Source organism: Streptomyces antioxidans (assembly GCF_000968685.2).
GTDB lineage: Bacteria > Actinomycetota > Actinomycetes > Streptomycetales > Streptomycetaceae > Streptomyces > Streptomyces antioxidans.
Genome location: NZ_LAKD02000004.1, coordinates 210,534 through 229,471, shown reverse-complemented (window position 1 = coordinate 229,471; position 18,938 = coordinate 210,534). Strand labels below are relative to the sequence as shown.

Here is an 18,938-nt window from a genome sequence, read left to right as displayed (position 1 = left end):
CGGCCGGGGCCGGTCAGCCGACCGGCACCAGCGTCACCTTGTCCGGCGTGACCGAGAAGTGGACCTCCGTGCCGGGCGGGATGGAGAGCGTCGGGTTGGACCGGTTGCGGATCTCGGTGTCGCCGATCTGCACGATGTGGTCGACGACATCGCCGAGGAACGCGCGGGTCCGGACGGTGCCGGTCCACTCGTTGGGCAGACCGCGCCGCTCGCGCGACAGGTCCACGCATTCGGGGCGGATGGAGAGGAGCACCGGGTCGCCGACGACGGGCTTGCGCGGCGGATCGGCGGCCACCAGCCGGCCGTGCGGGGTGTCCACCTCCACCTCGCCGCCGTTCACGGCGACGACCTTGCCCTCCAGGAAGTTGGAGGTGCCGATGAACTCGGCGACGAAGCGGGTGGCGGGCCGGGTGTAGATCTCCCGGGGCTTGCCGATCTGCTCGACGCGGCCCTCGTTCATCACGGCGATCCGGCTCGACATCACCAGAGCCTCGGCCTGGTCGTGTGTCACATAGATCGCGGTGAGGTTCAACTCCCGCTGCAGGCGCTTGAGTTCGAACCGCATGGTCTCGCGCAGCTTGGCGTCCAGATTGGACAGCGGCTCGTCGAGGAGCATCAGCTCGGGCCGGGTCACCAGGGCGCGGGCCAGGGCCAGGCGCTGCTGCTGGCCACCGGACAGCTTGGTCGCCGACCGCTGGGCGTAGGCGCCGAGTTCCACGCTCTCCAGGACCTCGGCGACCTGGTGGTCGATCTCCTGGCGGGAGGGCCGCTTGGCGCGCGGCATGACCTCCAGCGGGAAGGAGACGTTCTTGGCCACGGTCATGTGCGGCCAGATCGCGTACGACTGGAAGACCATGCCGAAACCGCGCTGGTTGGGGCGGAGGTTGACGTCCTGCGCCGAGTCGAACAGGACCCGGCCGCCCAGCGCGACCTTGCCCTCGGTGGGGCGTTCCAGACCGGCGATGGAGCGCAGTGTCGTGGTCTTGCCGCAGCCGGACGGACCGAGCAGGGTGAAGAGTTCGCCGTCGTTGACCTCGAAGTCGACGCCGCCGACGGCATAGGTGCGGGTGGTGTCCCTCTTCTTGCGGCGGGCCGCCCTTCCCGGCGCCTCGTCGTAGGACTTCTTCAGGGATTCGACAGTCAGCATCAGCCTGTCCTTGGGCTAGTTGGAGGAGTCGGCCTGGCCCTGGAGCCCGAAGCGGGCGCCGAGCCGGTAGGCGAGGGCGACGAGCACGACCAGCAGGAGCACCATGCACACGCCGAGCGCGGCGAGCGTGGTGAACTGCCCGTTCTCGAACTGCTCCCAGATCAGGACGGACAGCACCTCCTTACCGGGGCTGTACAGCAGGATCGTGCTGGACAGCTCGCGGAAGGAGACGACGAGGATGTACACCCAGCCGGCCAGGATGCCGCTGCTCATCAGCGGCAGCAGCACCCGCCGGAAGGTCTGGAACCAGGACGCCCCGGACACCGCGGCGGACTCCTCCAGCTCGGGTGCCATCTGCGCCATCGCCGCCGACGAGTAGCGCATGCCGTACGGCAGGTAGCGGGTGCAGTACGACACCAGCAGGATCAGCAGGGTGCCGTAGATCGGCAGTGGCATCCGCAGGTAGACGAAGGCCAGGGCGAGGCCGAGGACCAGGCCGGGGATGACGATGGGGGTGAAGGCGAGCAGGTCGAGCAGGCGCCGCCCGCGCGCCTTGGTGCGCAGCACCACCCAGGAGACGACCGCCGTGAGCAGCATGACCACGGTGGCCGCGCCGAGGCCCAGGATCAGCGAGTTCTTCAGCGCGGTGAACGCCAGCGGCATGTCGAAGACCTGCCGGTAGTTGTCGAAGGTGAGCGAGGACAGCGTCTCGGCGGACGGCGCCGCGTAGTACTTCAGCAGCGACGCGTACACGAGCACCGCGACCGGCAGCACCACGGTGATCAGGAAGTACACGATGACCGCGACGCCCACGACGGGCCGGGCCCGGCCGAGCTCGACCGGGCGGGGGCGGAACGCCTTTCCGGTGACGGTCTGGAAGTTGCGCGAGGAGCGCTGGAGCCACGATGAGAGGAGCACCCCGGCCGCGGCGATGAGCAGCAGACCGATGGCGTAGGCGCCGGCGGCACCGTAGTCCGTGGGGTAGGAGCGCAGCACGAAGTAGATGCGGCTGGTGAAGACGTAGATGCCGTTCTGCAGCCCGAGCAGGGCCGGTACCTCGAAGCTCTCCAGGGACTGGACGAACATCAGCAGTGCGGCGGAGATGAGGGCCGGCCGCACCAGCGGCACCGTGATGCGGCGCAGCACCGTGAGCCGGGAGGCCCCGGACATCGCCGCGGACTCCTCGAGCGAGGGGTCCATGGCGCGGAACGCCGCGACCATCAGGAGGAACGCGACGGGGGACAGATGGAGGCCCTGGACCCAGATCATGCCCCATACGCTGTAGATGTTGACCGGTGAGGTGCCGGTGAGGGGTTTGAAGAGCAGCGCGTTCAGCAGTCCGCTCTGCGGGTCGCCGAGGAAGATCCAGGACGTGGAGTACAGGATGCCCGGGACGATCAGCGGGACCAGGGACGCGGCGAAGAACAGGCTCTTGAACGGGGTGTCGGTACGGACCTGGATATAGGCGAGCGTGGTGCCCAGGATCAGCGCGAGGGCGGCCGAACCCAGCGCGAACCACAGCGAGTTGAGGAGCATGTCCCCCGACTGGGAGTTGCCGCCGTAGGCGCGGGAGAAGGCGTCGAGGGAGACGCCGGAGCCGTCGGCGTCGAGGAACGTGTCATGGATGAGATAGCCGAGCGGTACGACCGCGAGATAGCCGACGACGATCACGGCGCCGCCGACCAGGAGGGTCTGCGCGGAGAGCCGTTTGCGCCGCAGCCGGGTCAGCAGCCCTGGCCTGGACGGCGGCGGCGGGTCCTGTGAGGGCGCGGCGGGATCCTTGCGGGAGGCGGATATCAGGGCCATCGGGTCACTTCCCCACGGTGTCGACGCCGCGCAGCAGCGCGTCGTACTTCCTGTCCCAGGTGCCCTGGTCGTGGCTGAGGCCCTTGACGTCGAACGGGACGAGGGTCAGGCCGTCGAGGCTCTTGTCGCCGGGGACCTTGGTGGAAGGGGTCAGGTGGAGCCCCACGAGCTCCTTCTGACCCTCGGTGAGCATCCAGTCGTAGAACAGCCAGGCGGAGGCCGGGTGCTGGGCGGACTTGAGCATGCCGACGCCGTTGGGGCGCGGGAACGCCGGCACCGTCGACTTCCCGCTCTTCGGCAGGAAGGTGACCGGTGCGCCGCTGGCCGCCGAGCGGGTGGTGATGTAGGTGTAGTTCATCGCCTCCATGGGGGTCTGTCCTGAGGTGAGGAACTGCATCATCGTGGTGTGGCCCTTGGCCACCTTGGAGTTGGCGACGATCTTCTTCCAGAGCTGGTCTATTTCGGCCTCGGACTTGCCGCGCTCCAGCCAGTAGTGGGTGACGTTCTCGAACCAGTCGCTGTCGCTGACCTCCAGGGTGATGCGGCCCTTGTACCTGGGGTCGGCCAGGTCCTCCCAGCTCGTCGGCTCCTCACCGGGCTTGATGAGGCGGGTGTTCCAGGCCGGGTGGAAGATGTTGAGGCGGGTGGCGGTCCAGGTGGCGAACTTGCCGGTCTTCTCCACCTTGTCGAGTGCGGAGCCGTGGAACGCGGCGAGCAGCTTGTTGTCGGAGAGCGCCACCATTTCGCGGAAGTTGGTCTCCACCGCGTCCGCGCCCGCCCTGCGGGCCTGCGACTCCTGGAGGGTGCGCTGGAGGACCGTCTCGGAGTTGCCGCGGAAGACGGTGACGTGGATGCCGGTGTCCTTCTCGAAGGCCTTGGCGACGGGGGTGGCGATGTCGGCCGTCATCGAGGTGTAGAGGGTGAACGTGCCGCCCTCGTCCTTGGCCAGTTCGCGGGCCTTCTCCCGCTGCTTCTCCTTCGGCAGGGCGGCGATCTCGGCGTAGACGGCGTTCTCCTTGCCGCCGGCGGCCGCGTTCGGCAGGGCGCCGCCGCAGCCGCTGAGGGCACCGGCGGACAGCAGCGCGGCTGCCGCGAAGATCGGGGTACGGCTCCTCATTAGAGCTCCAGATCGGTGGGAGGGACAGGTCAGTCGGCCTGCGGGGCGCCCCGCAGCAGGGCGTCGTAGGCCGCGTCCCATTTCTTGGTTTCTGTCTCGCCGGTCTTGGAGAGGGTGAAGGTCTCCGTACCGGCGGGCACGGGTTCGTCGTATCCGGGTACGTGGCGCGCCGCGGGGATCCGCAGCGACTTGGCGATCTCCTTCTGGCCCTCGCCGAGGACGTAGTCGGTCCACAGCAGCGCCGCGGCCGGATGCCGCGGACTGGCCATGAGCCCGATCCCGTTGGGCCGGAGGATCACCGGTTCGACGACCGGCTTCCAGGTGACGGGCGCGCCCTTGCGGGCGGCCTTGTCTACGGTGTGGCTGTATACGGACAGGGCCAGGCCGAACTGGCCGGCGCTGAGCATCTCGCCCTGCACGGTGTGGCCCTTGGCCACCTTGACGTTGGCGACGACCTTCTTGAACAGGGCGTCGGCCGCCGCCTCGGTCATTCCCTTCTTCTCGGTGAGATAGGTGTGCATGGCGGCGTACCAGTCCCAGTCGCCGACCTCGACCGAGAGCTTTCCCTTCCACTTCGGGTCGGCGAATCCGGTGAAGTCCTCGGGCTGCCCGCCCCTGGGGATCTCCCGGGTGTTCCAGCCGGCGACGAAGGCGTTGAACCGCTCGGCGGTCCAGTTGCCGAGGCCCTTGGCCTCGGGCTTGAGACCCCTCGCTGAGGGGCCGGTGTAGGCCCGCAGGAGGTGCTGGGAGTCGAGGGCGCGCAGTTCGAGGTCGTTGGTGTCGATGACGTCGTTCTGCGGCTTGCCCGCCTGGTTCTCCTGGAGGGTGCGCTGGAGCACCGTCTCGGAGTTGGCGCGGAAGGCACGGACCTTGATGCCGGGGTGGGCCTTTTTGAAGCCGTCGACCAGGTCCTGGATATCGGTGTTCGAGGTGTACAGGTCGAGCACACCGCCCTCTTCACGGGCGTCGGCGAGGAGCTTCGCGGTGCGCTTCCCGCCCTTCAGGCCCTCGTAGGCGGCGTACGGGTTGGACTTCTCCCGGGGGGCGTTGGCGGCGGTCGTCGTGGGCGAGGGACCGCACGCGGACATCAGCAGACCGGCGACCAGCAGGCCGGCGGTAAGAGCGCCATGACGCATCACACACTCCAGGGCCGAGGGATGGTCTGGGGAGTGGGGGGTGCCGGCGGCCGGTTTACCTTCCGGCCACCGTGCTTGTCCCTGCATGAAACAAGACCGAGGTATTATGGTCTAACCATCGGACAGGACTTTATTGATTCGTTACCGATCTGGGCCGCCCCGGGCGGCCTCCGGAGCACCCGTCGGAGCACCCGTCGGCCGCTCCGCGAAGACAAGGGACTTGATGGTCACGGGCACGGTCCCGGAGGGGTGCCGCACCCGGCCGAGGTCGACGTGGTCGAAGTCCTGGAGCGTGATGCCGTCGAGCACCAGCACCTCACCGGGGAGGCCGAGTTCATCGGTCAGCAGCCGGCCCAGGGTCATCGCCACGTCCCCGTCGAGGACCACGTACACCGGCCGGCCGGCCGCCGTGCGCGCGGCCAGCCCGTCCCGGACGCCGCGGGCGAACGGCAGCAGCCGCTCGTACGACGGCGGCCCGTGCCAGGCCAGGGCCAGCGCCACGTCCCGGTCCGGGCCCTCGGCGTCCGCCTCGCGCAGGCACCCGCGGATCGCCCCGGCGAGCGCGGCGGCGTCCACCTCCTCGCCGGGGGCGTAAGCGGGGCACACCACCGCCAGGTTGCGGCGGGGCAGCAGGGCGTCGGGCGAGGAGATATGCCCGGTGTTCCCGCTCAGCTGGACGCTGTACTCCGAGGCGCCGACCGCGGTGGCGCGGATGCACTCACCGGCGGGCAGCAGCGGCACCCCCAGCGCCCCCTCCCCGGCAGCCGCCCGCAGCCGGTCGCCGAGCCGTCGGCCCAGGTCGCCGAAGTCGCGGTGCTCACGGCCGTAGACGTACTCGGCGACCCCGCCGGAGAAGACCACCCCGTCCAGCCGGCCGAGGTTCGGCAGGGGATCGGTGAGATACAGATCCCTCACCTCGTGCGGGGCGAGCAGGGCACGGACCAGCAGGTCCGCCATCGACGCCGCCACCGCGTCCTGCTGGGCGTCCGACACCCGGCTTCCGAGGTCCCAGTCAAAGCCGGCGCGGTGGGCGTGGTCCCGGCCCGCCGGTGCCAAGCGCTCGATCCGTCCGTCGGGCCCGGTCACCTGGAGGCGGCCGCCGATGTGCACGGCCGCCGTCGCCTCCACCCGCCCGTGGTCGACCAGGGCGAGCTTGGTGGTGCCGCCGCCGATGTCGACGGTGAGCACCCGGGTGCCCGCCTCGTAGGAGGCACGGGCCGCTCCGGAGCCGTAGGCGGCGAGTCGGGCCTCCATGTGGTGGCCCGCCGTCGCGGTGACCAGGTCGCCTCCCTTGGCCGCGAGCACCGAGGCGATCGCGGAGGCGTTGTGGCGGCGCAGCGCCTCCCCGGTCAGGATCACCACCCCGGTGTCCACATCCTCGGGCCGGATGGCCGCCGCGCCGTACGCCTCGTCGACGAGCCCGCCCAGCGCACTCGCGTCGATCATCGTCTCGCTCGCGTAGGGAGTGAGCCATACCGGCGAACGGTGCAGGGTCTCCCGGCGCACCACCAGATAGCGGCTGGTCAGCTCCTCTCCGATGCGGCGCAGAAAGAGCCGGGAGAACAGCACCTGGGTCCCCGAGGAGCCGATGTCGATGCCGACGCTGCACAGGGTCACATTGTCCTGCCGCCAGATCGGGTTGTCCTCGATGCGGCCCGGGTCCTCGTCGTGCTCGTGGTCGTGGGCGGGTACGTAGGAGGAGTGCACGAGGCGGACCTCGTCGTGCCCGTGTTCTTGAGTGTGCGGGTGCGGGTGCGGCATGGATCAGCCCTGGGGGCGGGGGTGCGGCAGCGGCGGCAGGGTGGCCAGCTCGGCCTCGTACACCTCGTCCATCCGCGGCTCCATCCCGTGCTTGGCCAGCGCCTCGCGGAAGGTCTCCCGCACATAGGCGGACTCGTCGGCGTAGTCGATCTGGTCGCCGCCGATCCGCTGGCTGATCCACGCCTTGGGCACCCCCTGGGCGTTGCGCACGGAGACCACCTCGTGCTTGAAGGCGAGATAGCGGGCGGGCTCCGTACCGGTGTTGAAGTGCTGGTGGAACCACATGTTCGGCGGGACGATCAGTGTGCCGGGGCCCCACTCGTAGCGGCGCGGCTCCTCGCCCTCGGGCCACATCAGGCTGTAGCCCTCGCCGGAGAGGATGATGACATGGGCGCCGGGGCCGTGCCGGTGGCCTTTCTTGTAGGTGGCGGTGGGGAACTGGGAGATATGGCTGTTCATCGACCCCTTGGCCATCGCGAAGCGGATGTGGCCGCCGCCCGCGCCGCGCTCCTTCGCCTCGATCAGCGGCAGGTTGACCGCGTCCGCGACGAAGTTGGTGTCGAGGAGGAGGCCCTTCTGCTCGCCCTTGGGTGAGAAGTAGTCCGGCTCGCCGTCGAAGCGGTCCGGGAAGTCGCGGGCGGTGCCGAAGACGAAGTCCGGGTCGGCGTAGAGGTTCAGGACGGGCGGCAGATTGGTGGACGCCACGAAGCGGGCGGCCCTGCCGCCGGACCCGTTGAAGTGCTGGTGGTGGGTGTTGAGCGGGATCGCGAAGATCGAGCCGGCCCGCCACTCGAAGGTGACCGACGCACCGGTGTCGTTCCACACCCGGGTCGAGCCGTTGCCCTCGAGGACGAGGATCATCTCCTCGAACAGCTGGCGCTGCGGGGCGAGCTTGCCGCCGGCCGGGATCTCGCACACGTAGCAGTCGTTGGAGGTGCGGGTGGCCTCGTGGTTGATGAACACGCCGCGCCCGCCGCGCCGCTGCCATGGCTTGAGATCCACGGTGCGCAGGTCCGGAACGTAGTGGGCGGCGATGATGTCAAGGCCCTCCGCCGCGACCCAGCGGGTGTACGGGGACTCCTTCTCGGTGGCGAACTTGGCGGCGAGGTTGTCATTGACGATCGCGTTCTCGGCCATCCTGAGTCCTTTCTGGTCGACGGTGACAGCTGGGGTGGTGGGCAAAAGCGCAGCTCAAGGGGATTGGTAAAACCATAAGGCCGCTACTGTGAGCCCGCTCACCATAAGTCGACCCCATGTATGCGTCAACGGTTCGCCGTCACTCCGGCCCGCCGTGGCCGAGCACGGCCGGGGCGGGCCATGCCGGTGATGGTCGGCCACCGGCACCGCTCTTGTATCGCGTTCCGGAGCTCTGGTCTAATGGACAGACCATCGAGCTGGGAGGGACGAACCTTGCCCAAGGTGACCTTCGTCGGTGACGGCGGGCTTGAGCTCACCGTCGAGGCGGCCACGGGAGACTCCGTCATGTCGGTCGCCGTTCGCCACGGCGTTCCCGGCGTCGTCGCGGAATGCGGCGGCAACCAGTCGTGCGCCACCTGCCATGTGTGGGTGCGCGACGGCTACACCGATCTCGTCGGGCCTCCCGGGGACATGGAGGACGACCTGCTGGACCTGGCCGTCGCCGACCGGCGGGCCGGCAGCAGGCTCTCCTGCCAGATAGCCATGACGCCCGAACTCGACGGCCTGACCGTCGACATCCCCCCGGAACAGCCCTGAGGGCTCCGGCGTCACCTCACCACCGAAGCATTCGCCCCGTCAGCCGGGTCGGTTGTCCGTATCGGAAGGGAAACGGCTGTGCTCCGCAAAGACATCAATGAGCTCCTCACCCGGACAGGTCCCGGGACGGCCATGGGAGAGCTGTTCCGCCAGTACTGGATACCGGCCATGCTGGCCGAGGAACTCCCCGAGACCGACGGCCCGCCGGTGCGGGTCAAGCTCCTCTCGGAGCGCTTGGTCGCCTTCCGGGACAGCGAGGGCCGCTACGGGCTCGTCGACGAGTTCTGCGCCCACCGCGGCGCCTCCCTCTGGTTCGGCCGCAATGAGCAGGGCGGCCTGCGCTGCCCGTACCACGGCTGGAAGTACGACGTGTCCGGGCAGTGCCTGGAGGTGCCCTCGGAGGCCGACAACTCCAGCTTCTGCCAGAACGTGAAGCTCACCTCGTACCCGCTGGTCAAGATCGGCGACGTGTTGTGGACCTATATGGGCGACGCGGCCACCCAGCCACCGCTGCCCGAGTTCGAGTGGACCCATGTGCCGGCCGAACAGACCTACACCTCCAAGCGCTGGCAGCAGTGCAACTGGCTCCAGGCGTTCGAGGGCGGCATCGACTCCAGCCATGTCACCTTCCTCCACTCCGGCGGCCTCAAGACCGACCCGCTCTTCAAGGGCGCGAAGGGCAACGAGTACAACCTGAACGACACCAAGCCGTTCTTCGAGGTCGCCGACAGCGACGGCGGCCTGTTCGTCGGAGCGCGCCGCAACGCCGAGGACGGCACGTACTACTGGCGGATCACCCCGTGGGTCATGCCCGCCTTCACCATGGTGCCGCCGCGCGGCGACCACCCGGTGCACGGCCACTTCTGGGTGCCCATCGACGACGAGAACTGCTGGACCTACTCCTTCGACTACCACCCGGTGCGGCCCCTCACCGAAACCGAGCGGCAGGCCATGGTCGACGGCCATGGTGTGCACAGCAAGAACATCCCCGGCACCTACCGGCCGATGGCCAACATGGACAACGACTACCTCATCGACCGCGAGGCGCAGAAGCGTGGCGAGACCTACTCCGGAGTCGCCGGGATCGCCATGCAGGACGCCTCTCTCCAGGAGTCGATGGGCCCCATCGTCGACCGTTCCAAGGAGCGCCTGGTGCCCGCCGACAGCGGCATCATCAAGGCCCGCCAGAAGCTGAGGAAGGCCGCCGTGGCGCTGCGCGACGAGGGCGTCACCCCGCCCGGTGTGGACCCCGAGCACCACAGGGTGCGCTCCGCGGCCGTCGTGCTGCCGCAGGCCGAGTCGTTCCTCGACTCCTGCCGCGACGCGGTCAAGGCCGTCCCCGGCACCGCCCAGCACACGGTGTGACGATGAGCCTCGCCACCGGCCGACAGAGCGAGAGCGCCCGCGCCGCCTCCGCCGCTGAGGCCCGCTACCGCATCGACGTTCCCATCGCGCCCGCCCGGGCCGCCCGTGTCGTCGCACTCGACGACCGTGCGGCTCAGGTCGCGGCCCGCCTCGCCGCCCACCGGTGGGCCCACGCCGAGTTCCTGCGCGCCGACGCCGTCGGCGAGCTGCGCGAACTCGGCGGCGGCCCGCTTCCCCTGACCGCCGCGCTGATCGGCGCCGACGTGGTCGTCGTCCTCGCCACCGAGGACGGCGGCCGTGACACCGCCGAGCGCATCGGCCGGCACTGCTTCCGGTACGGGATCACCACCGCGGGCGTGGTCCTCGGCCAGGGCTTCGAGGCCGACGACGCCGTCGCCGCGCTGCGCCCTTACGCCCGTGTCCTGCTGCTCTCCGCCGACGAGAGCGATGTCTTCGAACTGCTCACCGCCCTGAGGGTCTGACCTGGAGCCGCATATGCCCGAGAAGGTGACGCTGCGGGACGTGCAGCGCATGAAGGACGCCCGGCAGAAGATCGTCGGGGTGGTGGCCTGGGACTACCAGCTCGCCCGCATCGCGGACCGGGCCGGTGTCGACCTGGTCTCCGTCGGCGACACGGTCGGCGTGAACCTGTGGGGCCACGCCACCCCGTTCGAGATCACCATGGACGAGATGCTGACCGTCACCAAGGCGGTCCGCCGCGGCGTCCAACGTGCCCTGGTCAGCGCCGACTTTCCATTCGGCCCGCTGCAGCGGGGCATCGCCGCCGCCCTCGACGCCGCGATCCGCTACGTCCAGGAGGCCGGAGTCGACCTCGTCAAACTCGACGGCGCCGCCGACCATCTGGCGGCCGTCGAGGCGGTCACCCGGGCCGGGATCCCCGTCTTCGCCCAGTTCGGCATCACACCGCAGACCGCGCTGCGCTACGGCGTCGAGTACAGGGCCGTGCCCGCCGCCGGTGACCAGGTGCCCGAGGAGATGTGCGGGGAGCTGGTGGCCGAGGCCAAACGGCTGGAGGAGGCGGGCGCCGCCCTCCTCAACTTCACCAACTCCGGCCCCGTGGTCGGCGCCGCCGTCGCCGAGGCGGTCTCCGTCCCCGTGGTCGGCGGATTCGGCGGCGGGCCCTGGCTGGACGGCCGGATGCGCATGGCCCACGCCGCCATCGGCTACGCCGCCGACACCCTCGACACCCCGCCCGACACCTACGCCCATGTCGCCGCCACCGCCCTGGACGCCCTCACCGCCTACGCCGGGGATGTGCGCGCGGCACGGCAGATCGCCGGTGGCATCCCCGTACCGAAGGAGGTCTGACCCCGTGCCCACCGCGGTCCTCGACGGCATCCCCACCCGGTACGAGGTCACCGGGGACGGCCCGCCGCTGCTGATGTTCTCCCCGGGCGGCTTCGACTCCACCCTCGACAGCTGGTACGCCACCGGCATCCACCGGCGGCTCCGGCTGCCCGCCCGGCTCGCGGCCGGGTTCACCTGCGTCACCTTCGACCGCCGCGAGTCCGGGCGGTCCGGCGGCCGTCTGGAGCGCCTTGCCTGGGACGGTTACGTCCGCCAGGGCGTGGCCCTGCTCGACCACCTGGGCTTCGGGCGGGCGCATCTGATGGGCGGCTGCGTCGGCTGCTCCACCGCGGCGGCCCTCGCCGCCGCGCACCCGGAGCGGGTGGCCGGGATGGTCCTCTACTCCCCGGCCGGTGGCGTCCACTACCGGCGCAAGCAGCACGAGCGGTTCGAGCGGCACCTCGCGTTCGTGCGCGAGGCCGGGCTCGGCGGGGTGGCGGAGCTCGCCCGGGCGACCGAGGACGGCTTCTCGAAGGACCCGCGGGTCGGCCCCTGGGCGGCGGTGCTCCGGCACGACGACGGCTTCGCCTCCGCGTACGCGGCGTGTGGCCCCGAGCGGTACCGGACGCTGGTCGCCGGCAGCGCCGCCCACCTCTTCGACCGGGACACCGTGCCCGGCGTGGAGCCCGAGGACCTGCTCACCCTCGATGTGCCCGCGCTGATCGTCCCCGGCGACGACACCTCCCACGCCCCGTCGGCCGCGCACTACCTGCGGGAATGCCTGCCCCGTACGGAGTGGTGGGGAGTGCCTCCGGGGGAGCGGGACCCGCGGAACACCTCGGAGCGGATCCTGGAGTTCCTGGCCCGCGCCTGAACCGGCCGGAGTGGCCTTGGCCTTAGGGCGTCCGGGGCCAAGGCCACTGCGGCGCTCCCAGCAGGGCTCAGCCGCCCCCTTCGAGTGCGGCGATCTGCGCCACCCGCCGGGCGTGCTTGCCGCCCTTGAACGGGGTGCCCAGCCAGGTGGAGACGATTTCGCGGGCCTGGTCGTCGGTGAGCCGCTTCGCGGGCAGCACCAGCACGTTGGCGTCGTTGTTGCCACGGGAGATCCCGGCCGTCCACACGTCGTGGCACAGGCCCGCCCGGATGCCCGGCAGCTTGTTGCAGGCGATGGTCTCGCCCAGCCCGCTGCCCCCGAGCACGATGCCCCGCCCGGCCCGCCCGTCCCTCACCCGGGTGCACACCTCGACGCACAGCGCCGGGTAGTCGACCTCCTCGGCGGTATGGGTGCCCAGGTCGGACACCTCGTGTCCGGAGGCGGAGAGCTCCGAGCACAACAGGGACTTGAGAGCGAACCCGTTGTGGTCCCCGGCGATCGCGATGCGCATGATGTGTCTCCCCTCGGGCTCAGCCGACCAGGTCGCGGGTGCCGGGCGCGAACAGCTCGTCCAGCGGCCGGGACCGCTCCAGGATCCGCTGGTCGACGGCGTGCCGCAGCAGCTCCTCCAGGACCCGCCGGTTTGGTTCGAGGCCGTACGGCAGCGGATCGGCTCCGGTCAGCTCGGCCACCCGGCGGTGCGTGGTGTCCACCGCCGTCGGGGCCTCGATCTCCCCGCCGAGCAGCCGCCGGGTGTAGAGCCGCTTGGCGCGGGCGAAGGCGTCGAAGACCTGGGCGCCCAGGTCCGGACGGGCCGCGAGGAGTTCGTCCCTGACGACGACGAGGTGGTTGATCGGGTACAGTCCGCGCTCCCGCAGCGCCGAGAACCCGGCCGCCTCGGGATCGCCGATCAGCGGGACCAGCCCCTCCTGGGGCGGGACACCGATGACGGCGTCCAACTGCCCCTGGCGCAGGGCCTCTTCGAGGGTGCGGCCGGTGCCGAGCGGCTTTACGTTCTCCGGCGGGCGGTACTCCGCGACGTGTTCGTCGCCCGAGAGCACCCAGGTCACCTTCGACAGGTCCACGCCGTACTCGTCGCGCAGCACGGCACGCGCCCAGACGCCCGTGGTCACCGTGTACCCGCGGTTCACCCCGACCCGCCCGCCCTCGAGTTCACCGGGGGTGAGCGGACGGTCCGCGGCACGCAGGATCGCACCGTGGTGGAAGCCGCGGACCAGGAACGCGGGCACGGCGGTGAACCGCGCCCCGTGGGCCTTCGCGACGAGATACGTGGTGAGCGCCATCTCGCTGATGTCGAAGGCGAGCTCACGGACCATGCGGCGGAAGCCGTGGACGAGGACGGGCACCTCCTCGAAGTCGAACCCGAAGCCGTCGGGGGACACCTCCCCCGTCTTTAGCGCCTCGTTATTGCCCTGGGTGCGGGTGCAGGTCCTGAGCAGGGGTGCTGTCATGACCCGAAAGGTACCATGGTCAGTCCATCAGTCCATAGAGTACGGTGACCGGCGGGACAACCTCAGAGCGCGAGGAGTCGCTTCATGGCAGATCACGTGCTGGCAGCCGTCCGCACCGCCCCCTCCACCACCGAACTCCGTGAGTTCCCGATGCCCGACATACCGGCCGACGGCGCGCTGCTGAAGGTCGAGGTCGCCGGGATCTGCGGCACCGACGTCAAGATGTACGGCAAGCCCCCGTTTCCCGATCCGGTGATCATGGGGCATGAGAACGTGGGGGTCATCGCCCGCGCGGGAGCGGAGTTCACCGCCCGCAAGGGCCTGCGCGAAGGCGACCGCGTCTTCGTCGAGCACTATGTGGGCTGCTTCCGCTGCGCCTGGTGCCACGCCGGGGAGTACCGCCACTGCGAGGCCACCGACTGGCGCACCAACCCCGGTGCCCGGCGCTATGGGTACACTTCGGCCGAGAATCCGTACCACCTGTGGGGCGGTTTCTCGCAGTATCTGTACCTGCCGTGGAACGCCGTCACCCACCGCGTTCCCGACGGGGTCACCCCCGAACTCGCGGGCCTGGTCACCCCGTTGTCGAACGGCATCGAGTGGGCGCTGGTCACCGCGGGAGTCGGCTACGTCTCCACGGTCCTCATCCAGGGCCCCGGTCAGCAGGGCCTCTCGCAGGTCGTCGCCTGCAAGCAGGCCGGCGCCTCCACCATCATCGTCACCGGCACCCCGCGCGACGCCGCACGCCTGGCCCTGGCCCGTGAGCTCGGCGCCGACCACACCGTCGACGTCACCGAGGACGACCCCCTCCAGCGGGTCCTCGAGCTCACCGGCGGACGCGGCGTGGACGTCGTCCTCGACTGCACCGCGGGCGCAGGTACCGCCCCGGTACTGCTCGGCATCGACGCCCTCAAGCGCCGTGAGGGCGTCATGGTGGTCCAGGGCGAGCTCGCCGCGTTCCCCGACTTCCCCCTGAAGAAGCTCACCGAGAAGTCCATCGCCCTCAAGAGCGCCCGCGGACACAGCTACCGGGCCTGCGAACTCGCCCTGGAGCAGCTCGCGTCCGGCCGTTTCCCGCTCGAAAAGCTCGCCACCCACAGCTTCCCGCTCTCCGAGACCGACCGGGCCATCCGCACCGTCGGCGGCGAGACCGGAGAGGACGCCGTGCATGTGTCCCTGCTCCCCTGGGCGGCGGTATGAGCACCGTCGTACGGAATCCGCCTCGCGCCGACCTCGCCACCGTCGACGCGCTCGCCGGCTACGGCGTCGCCACCCTCCACGAGGCGCAGGACCGCACCGGGCTCCTCGACCCCGCCCTGCGCCCGGTGTGGCCGGGCGCGCGGGCGGCAGGCACCGCCGTGACCGTGAGCGTGCCGCCCGGCGACAACTGGATGCTCCATGTCGCCGTCGAGCAGTGCCGGGAGGGCGACATGCTCGTCGTGGCCCCCACCTCGCCCTCCGAGGCCGGGTACTTCGGCGAACTCCTGGCCACCTCCCTCGCCGCCCGCGGGGTGCGCGGCCTGGTCATCGACGCGGGCTGCCGGGATGTCGCCGAACTCCGTGAGATGGGCTTCCCGGTGTGGGCCCGGCACATCTGCGCGTACGGCACCGTCAAGGAGACCCTTGGAGACGTCAACGTGCCGGTGGTGTGCGGCGGGCAGCACATCCGGCCCGGCGATGTGGTCGTCGCCGACGACGACGGAGCGGTCGTGGTCCCGCGCCCGCGTGCCACCGCCGTGGCGGAGGCCGCGCGGGCTCGGGAGGCGAAGGAGGCGCTGTCCCGGAAGCGGTACGAGAGCGGTGAACTCGGCCTCGACGTCAACCGGATGCGGGAACGCCTCGCCGCCAGGGGGCTGGTGTACATCGACCACACCGAGTGGTCCGCGGCCGGGGGAACCGACCGTTGATCATCGACATCCACGGCCACTACACGACCGCGCCCCCCGCCCACCAGTCCTACCGCGACGCCCAGTTGGCACGTCTGGAGGACCCGTCCCTGTCCGCCCCCGCTCCCGCGGCCATCAGTGACCGGGCCATCCGGGAGAGCGTCGAGCACCACCAGCTGAAGGTGTTGCGCGAGCGGGGCGGCGACTTCATGCTCTTCTCTCCGAAGGCGTCCGGCATGGAGCACCATGTCGCCGACACGGCGACCGCCCGCGACTGGGCGCGCGCCTGCAACGATCTGGTCGCCCGGGTGGTGTCCCTCTTCCCGGAGCGTTTCGCCGCCGTCTGCCAGCTTCCGCAGACACCCGGCGGCGGGGTCGGCGACGCGGTGGCCGAACTCCGCCGCTGTGTGACCGGGGCGGGCTTCGTCGGCTGCAACCTCAACCCGGACCCGTCAGGCGGGCACTGGACGTCACCGCCGCTGACCGACCCGTCCTGGTACCCGCTCTACGAGGCCCTGTGCGAGCTGGACGTGCCCGCGATGATCCATGTCTCCAGCTCCTGCAACCCGGCCGCGCACACCCTCGGCGCCCACTATCTCAACGCCGACACCGCGGTCTTCATGCAGCTGCTGCAGGGCGACCTGTTCACCCGGTTCCCGGGGCTGCGGTTCGTCATCCCGCACGGTGGGGGAGCCGTCCCCTACCACTGGGGCCGCTACCGGGGGCTCGCCATGCGCATGGGGCTGTCCGACCCCGCCGAAGCGCTCCTGGGAAACGTCTGGTTCGACACCTGTGTCTACCATCAGGACGGCATCGACCTCCTCACCCGCGTCATCCCCGCGGCCAACCTCCTGTTCGCCTCGGAGATGCTCGGCGCGGTGCGCGGCGCCGACCCGGCGACGGGGGTGGCCTGGGACGACACCAAGAAGTACATCTGCGCGGCCGGGCTCGCCGCGGAGGACCTGCGTCAGGTCCTGGAGGGCAACGCCCGGCGTGTCTACCCTCGGCTGGACGCGTTGCTGACGGCCCAAGGGCGCTGACCCTGGCCGGAGTTGGCACGATGGGCCGGGCAGCCGTTCAGCTGCCCGGCCCATCGGCGTCCGGCATCCGGCGTCCGCGTCAGACCGCCGTCCGCTGGCAGAACAGGGTCTTGAGCGGCACCTCCGCACCGGCGGCGTCCGCGGGGATATGGGCGCCGACGGTGAGGGCGCGGCGTACGGCCATGTAGTCGGCGGGCCGGTTGACGGCGTCGACGGCGAGCAGTTCGCCCCGCCGGTAGTACAGGACGGAGAACCGCTCCTCGTCCGGGGCGCCGCGCACGACGCAGTGGTCATAGCCGGTGGAGAGCCCGGCGATCTGCAGGGTCAGGTCTCCCTGGTGGGACCAGAACCAGGGCACGGAGGTGTCCGCCTCCTCCTGGCCGAGCAGCGTGGCCGCGGCCGCATTGGCCTGTGCGAGGGCGTTGGGCACGGACTCCAGCCGGATCCTGCCGTCCCCGGTGCGCGGATGCGGCCGTACGGTGCAGTCACCGGCGGCCACGACACCGGGCCGGCTGGTCCGGGAACACGCGTCCACCACGATCCCGCCGTCCACCTCGAGGGCCAGCCGCTCGGCGAGGTCGGTGCGCGGGACGGCGCCGACGCCGACGAGGACGAGGTCGGCGGGGAGCCGCGAGCCGTCGTCGAGGAGCACACCGGTCATCCGGCCGTACTCCCCGTCGAACCCGGTGACGGAGGCCGACAGACGCACCACCGTGCCCCGCCGGGTGTGGGCCCGCCGGTAGAACTCGGAGACCACCGGCGCGACGGACCGCCCCAGGAGCCGGTCCGCCGCCTCGACCACGGTCACCTCCTTGCCCTGCGCCCGTGCGGCGGCCGCCACCTCAAGACCGACGAATCCGCCCCCGACCACCACCACACGGCGGGCCCGGGCCAGCTCCTCCCGGAGCCCGAACGCGTCGGTGAGGTCGCGGAGATGATGGACGCCGCCGAGTCCGGCCCCCGGAACGGCGAGCCTGCGCGGGGCGGCCCCGGTGGCGAGGGCGAGCCGGTCGTAGGGCAACTCGCGCCCCCGGTCGGTGACGAGGACGCCGTCGCCGGTGTCGACGACCCGCTCGCCGGTGAGGAGGTCTATCCCGGCCTCGGCGTAGTACTCCGGCTTCCGGAACGCGAGCCGCCCGACGTCGTAGTCACCGGCCAGGAACTCCTTGGAGAGCGGCGGACGCTGATAGGGAGCCCGGGGCTCCTCGCCGACCACCGTGATCCCCTCACGCTCCCCGCGACGCCGCAACTCCAGGGCCACCTGGACTCCGGCCTGCCCCCCACCCACGACAACCGTCCCGCGCCCCATGTGCTGGTCCTTCCGCTGCAGTCTTCTCTGGAGTCTTCATTGGAGTCTTAACGTCAGACCATTATGCCAATGGAGAGGGGGTGAGGGTATGGGGTGGGACGCCCGGGTCAGCGGAAGGCCGCATGGCCGGTCAGCGCCCGGCCGAGCGCGAGGGTGACTGATGACGTTCTGGAGTGACGCGCCTGCGGCAGCGAGAGCGGGCCGCATGTTCTCGACGGCTTTCAGTGCCCGTGTAGTTCCCGATCGCTGCCGTCGAGCCATCGTCGGTCAGGGGACAGGTGCCGGTGAGGAAGATCCGGCGGCCCGCGGCAACGCCGTCATTTGAGGAAGTCGTCGTCGGAGAGGTCGGCCGCAGTGGTCACGGTGTCTTGGACGCGGCTGCTACGAGCTGGTGCAGGACGGGGCCGATCTTCAGGAGGGCGTCGGCGTCGTAACCCGCCGCACCCAGAGCCTCGATCCCTCGCGTCAGTGCGAGGACGAGCGTGGCCAGGTCCTCCGGATCGCCGCTGTCCGGTCGTAGCTCGCCGTTGTCCCGTGCTTGCGAGAGATGCGTGGCGAGCGCGTCTTCCATGGCCCGCAGTGTCCGGTGCGCTTCGCCACGTACCGCGGGGGTGGTTGAGCCGAGCTCTGAGGTTGCCTTGGCGATCATGCAGCCGGGCCGTGCTGGGTCCTCGATCGTCTCCTCGACGATCCGCTCGACGTAGGCGAGCACGCCGTGAAGGCCGGGCTGTGAGCGTTCGAGGATCTGGGCTGTGTTGGTGATGGCGTCGTCGCAGTAGCTGTGGAAGGCGCGTGCGTAGAGCTCTTCCTTGCTCCCGAACGTGTTGTACAGGCTGCCCTTGCCCAGACCCGTCGCCTCCGCGAGGTCACTCAGGGAGGTTCCCGCGAACCCCTTGCGGTGGAACGTGTCACGAGCGGCGCGCTCGGCGTCGGCTTCGACAAACTTTCGTGGCCTGGCCATACGGCGCATCGTAGGCAATTTT

At 70.5% G+C, this 18,938-nt stretch carries 18 protein-coding genes and 1 pseudogene; 8 read left to right on the top strand and 11 right to left on the bottom strand.

Annotated elements, in window-relative coordinates:
- Positions 1 to 13: 13 nt before the first annotated feature.
- The 6 genes from VT50_RS03495 to VT50_RS03470 all read right to left on the bottom strand — a co-directional run bounded on the left by VT50_RS03495 (position 14) and on the right by VT50_RS03470 (position 8,104).
- Positions 14 to 1,147, bottom strand: a complete 1,134-nt coding sequence (locus VT50_RS03495; protein ID WP_046089863.1) for an ABC transporter ATP-binding protein — start codon at positions 1,145 to 1,147, stop codon at positions 14 to 16.
- A gap of 15 nt (positions 1,148 to 1,162) precedes the next feature.
- A complete protein-coding gene (locus VT50_RS03490) occupies positions 1,163 to 2,953 on the bottom strand; it encodes an ABC transporter permease (RefSeq protein ID WP_046089862.1) in 1,791 nt (596 codons plus the stop codon).
- Between the two features lie 4 nt (positions 2,954 to 2,957).
- The gene (locus VT50_RS03485; RefSeq protein ID WP_046089861.1) at positions 2,958 to 4,070 is read right to left on the bottom strand and encodes an ABC transporter substrate-binding protein; all 1,113 of its coding nucleotides are present in this window, start codon (positions 4,068 to 4,070) and stop codon (positions 2,958 to 2,960) included.
- Between the two features lie 29 nt (positions 4,071 to 4,099).
- The gene (locus VT50_RS03480; protein WP_046089860.1) at positions 4,100 to 5,206 is read right to left on the bottom strand and encodes an ABC transporter substrate-binding protein; all 1,107 of its coding nucleotides are present in this window, start codon (positions 5,204 to 5,206) and stop codon (positions 4,100 to 4,102) included.
- A gap of 141 nt (positions 5,207 to 5,347) precedes the next feature.
- Positions 5,348 to 6,967, bottom strand: coding sequence for an ethanolamine ammonia-lyase reactivating factor EutA (locus tag VT50_RS03475; protein ID WP_046089859.1), 1,620 nt, complete (start codon positions 6,965 to 6,967; stop codon positions 5,348 to 5,350).
- 3 nt (positions 6,968 to 6,970) lie between these two features.
- Positions 6,971 to 8,104 (bottom strand): cupin domain-containing protein, encoded by a 1,134-nt coding sequence (locus tag VT50_RS03470; protein WP_046089858.1) that lies wholly within the window; start codon positions 8,102 to 8,104, stop codon positions 6,971 to 6,973.
- A 282-nt stretch (positions 8,105 to 8,386) separates the two neighbouring features.
- On the opposite strand from VT50_RS03470, the gene VT50_RS03465 reads away from it, so the two are divergent.
- From VT50_RS03465 to VT50_RS03445, 5 genes are all read left to right on the top strand, one after another.
- Complete coding sequence (locus VT50_RS03465; RefSeq protein WP_240529030.1) at positions 8,387 to 8,701, top strand: 2Fe-2S iron-sulfur cluster-binding protein; 315 nt, start codon at positions 8,387 to 8,389, stop codon at positions 8,699 to 8,701.
- A gap of 78 nt (positions 8,702 to 8,779) precedes the next feature.
- On the top strand, positions 8,780 to 10,066 hold the full coding sequence (locus VT50_RS03460; protein WP_046089856.1) for an aromatic ring-hydroxylating dioxygenase subunit alpha: 1,287 nt from the start codon (positions 8,780 to 8,782) through the stop codon (positions 10,064 to 10,066).
- A gap of 2 nt (positions 10,067 to 10,068) precedes the next feature.
- Positions 10,069 to 10,548: a hypothetical protein gene (locus tag VT50_RS03455; RefSeq protein ID WP_046089855.1), complete on the top strand. Its 480-nt coding sequence runs from the start codon at positions 10,069 to 10,071 to the stop codon at positions 10,546 to 10,548.
- Between the two features lie 13 nt (positions 10,549 to 10,561).
- Positions 10,562 to 11,395 carry a 3-methyl-2-oxobutanoate hydroxymethyltransferase gene (locus tag VT50_RS03450; RefSeq protein WP_046089854.1) on the top strand — a complete coding sequence of 278 codons (834 nt, stop codon included), beginning with the start codon at positions 10,562 to 10,564 and terminating at the stop codon, positions 11,393 to 11,395.
- A 4-nt stretch (positions 11,396 to 11,399) separates the two neighbouring features.
- The gene (locus tag VT50_RS03445; protein WP_046089853.1) at positions 11,400 to 12,248 is read left to right on the top strand and encodes an alpha/beta fold hydrolase; all 849 of its coding nucleotides are present in this window, start codon (positions 11,400 to 11,402) and stop codon (positions 12,246 to 12,248) included.
- Between the two features lie 67 nt (positions 12,249 to 12,315).
- On the opposite strand, the gene VT50_RS03440 is transcribed toward VT50_RS03445, so the two are convergent.
- Entirely contained in the window at positions 12,316 to 12,759 is a 444-nt protein-coding gene (locus VT50_RS03440; RefSeq protein ID WP_206269333.1) for an RpiB/LacA/LacB family sugar-phosphate isomerase, read from the bottom strand.
- A gap of 19 nt (positions 12,760 to 12,778) precedes the next feature.
- Positions 12,779 to 13,720: a substrate-binding domain-containing protein gene (locus tag VT50_RS03435; protein ID WP_046089852.1), complete on the bottom strand. Its 942-nt coding sequence runs from the start codon at positions 13,718 to 13,720 to the stop codon at positions 12,779 to 12,781.
- Positions 13,721 to 13,804: 84 nt separating this feature from the next.
- On the opposite strand from VT50_RS03435, the gene VT50_RS03430 reads away from it, so the two are divergent.
- Genes VT50_RS03430 through VT50_RS03420 form a run of 3 tightly spaced genes read left to right on the top strand, consistent with a single transcriptional unit; the run spans position 13,805 to position 16,646 of the window.
- Positions 13,805 to 14,920, top strand: coding sequence for a zinc-dependent alcohol dehydrogenase (locus VT50_RS03430; RefSeq protein WP_046089851.1), 1,116 nt, complete (start codon positions 13,805 to 13,807; stop codon positions 14,918 to 14,920).
- On the top strand, positions 14,917 to 15,627 hold the full coding sequence (locus VT50_RS03425; RefSeq protein ID WP_046089850.1) for a 4-carboxy-4-hydroxy-2-oxoadipate aldolase/oxaloacetate decarboxylase: 711 nt from the start codon (positions 14,917 to 14,919) through the stop codon (positions 15,625 to 15,627). Before VT50_RS03430 ends, VT50_RS03425 begins: the two co-directional genes overlap by 4 nt.
- On the top strand, positions 15,624 to 16,646 hold the full coding sequence (locus VT50_RS03420) for an amidohydrolase family protein (protein ID WP_046089849.1): 1,023 nt from the start codon (positions 15,624 to 15,626) through the stop codon (positions 16,644 to 16,646). The genes VT50_RS03425 and VT50_RS03420 overlap by 4 nt, the downstream gene beginning before the upstream one ends.
- 79 nt (positions 16,647 to 16,725) lie before the next feature.
- On the opposite strand, the gene VT50_RS03415 is transcribed toward VT50_RS03420, so the two are convergent.
- The 3 genes and pseudogenes from VT50_RS03415 to VT50_RS03405 all read right to left on the bottom strand — a co-directional run bounded on the left by VT50_RS03415 (position 16,726) and on the right by VT50_RS03405 (position 18,916).
- Positions 16,726 to 17,955: an NAD(P)/FAD-dependent oxidoreductase gene (locus VT50_RS03415; protein WP_046089848.1), complete on the bottom strand. Its 1,230-nt coding sequence runs from the start codon at positions 17,953 to 17,955 to the stop codon at positions 16,726 to 16,728.
- A 156-nt stretch (positions 17,956 to 18,111) separates the two neighbouring features.
- A pseudogene (locus tag VT50_RS40195) lies at positions 18,112 to 18,265 on the bottom strand (RidA family protein); the annotation flags it as partial.
- Between the two features lie 48 nt (positions 18,266 to 18,313).
- The gene (locus VT50_RS03405) at positions 18,314 to 18,916 is read right to left on the bottom strand and encodes a TetR/AcrR family transcriptional regulator (protein WP_046089847.1); all 603 of its coding nucleotides are present in this window, start codon (positions 18,914 to 18,916) and stop codon (positions 18,314 to 18,316) included.
- Between the last annotated feature and the right edge of the window lie 22 nt (positions 18,917 to 18,938).

Coding starts and splice junctions, on each gene's coding strand:
- VT50_RS03495 (WP_046089863.1), bottom strand. CDS start 1,147: ATGCTGACTGTCGAATCCCTGAAGAAGTCCTACGACGAGGCGCCGGGA.
- VT50_RS03455 (WP_046089855.1), top strand. CDS start 10,069: ATGAGCCTCGCCACCGGCCGACAGAGCGAGAGCGCCCGCGCCGCCTCC.
- VT50_RS03435 (WP_046089852.1), bottom strand. CDS start 13,720: ATGACAGCACCCCTGCTCAGGACCTGCACCCGCACCCAGGGCAATAAC.
- VT50_RS03415 (WP_046089848.1), bottom strand. CDS start 17,955: ATGGGGCGCGGGACGGTTGTCGTGGGTGGGGGGCAGGCCGGAGTCCAG.
- VT50_RS03430 (WP_046089851.1), top strand. CDS start 13,805: ATGGCAGATCACGTGCTGGCAGCCGTCCGCACCGCCCCCTCCACCACC.
- VT50_RS03480 (WP_046089860.1), bottom strand. CDS start 5,206: ATGCGTCATGGCGCTCTTACCGCCGGCCTGCTGGTCGCCGGTCTGCTG.
- VT50_RS03450 (WP_046089854.1), top strand. CDS start 10,562: ATGCCCGAGAAGGTGACGCTGCGGGACGTGCAGCGCATGAAGGACGCC.
- VT50_RS03470 (WP_046089858.1), bottom strand. CDS start 8,104: ATGGCCGAGAACGCGATCGTCAATGACAACCTCGCCGCCAAGTTCGCC.
- VT50_RS03405 (WP_046089847.1), bottom strand. CDS start 18,916: ATGGCCAGGCCACGAAAGTTTGTCGAAGCCGACGCCGAGCGCGCCGCT.
- VT50_RS03490 (WP_046089862.1), bottom strand. CDS start 2,953: ATGGCCCTGATATCCGCCTCCCGCAAGGATCCCGCCGCGCCCTCACAG.
- VT50_RS03475 (WP_046089859.1), bottom strand. CDS start 6,967: ATGCCGCACCCGCACCCGCACACTCAAGAACACGGGCACGACGAGGTC.
- VT50_RS03425 (WP_046089850.1), top strand. CDS start 14,917: ATGAGCACCGTCGTACGGAATCCGCCTCGCGCCGACCTCGCCACCGTC.
- VT50_RS03440 (WP_206269333.1), bottom strand. CDS start 12,759: ATGCGCATCGCGATCGCCGGGGACCACAACGGGTTCGCTCTCAAGTCC.
- VT50_RS03485 (WP_046089861.1), bottom strand. CDS start 4,070: ATGAGGAGCCGTACCCCGATCTTCGCGGCAGCCGCGCTGCTGTCCGCC.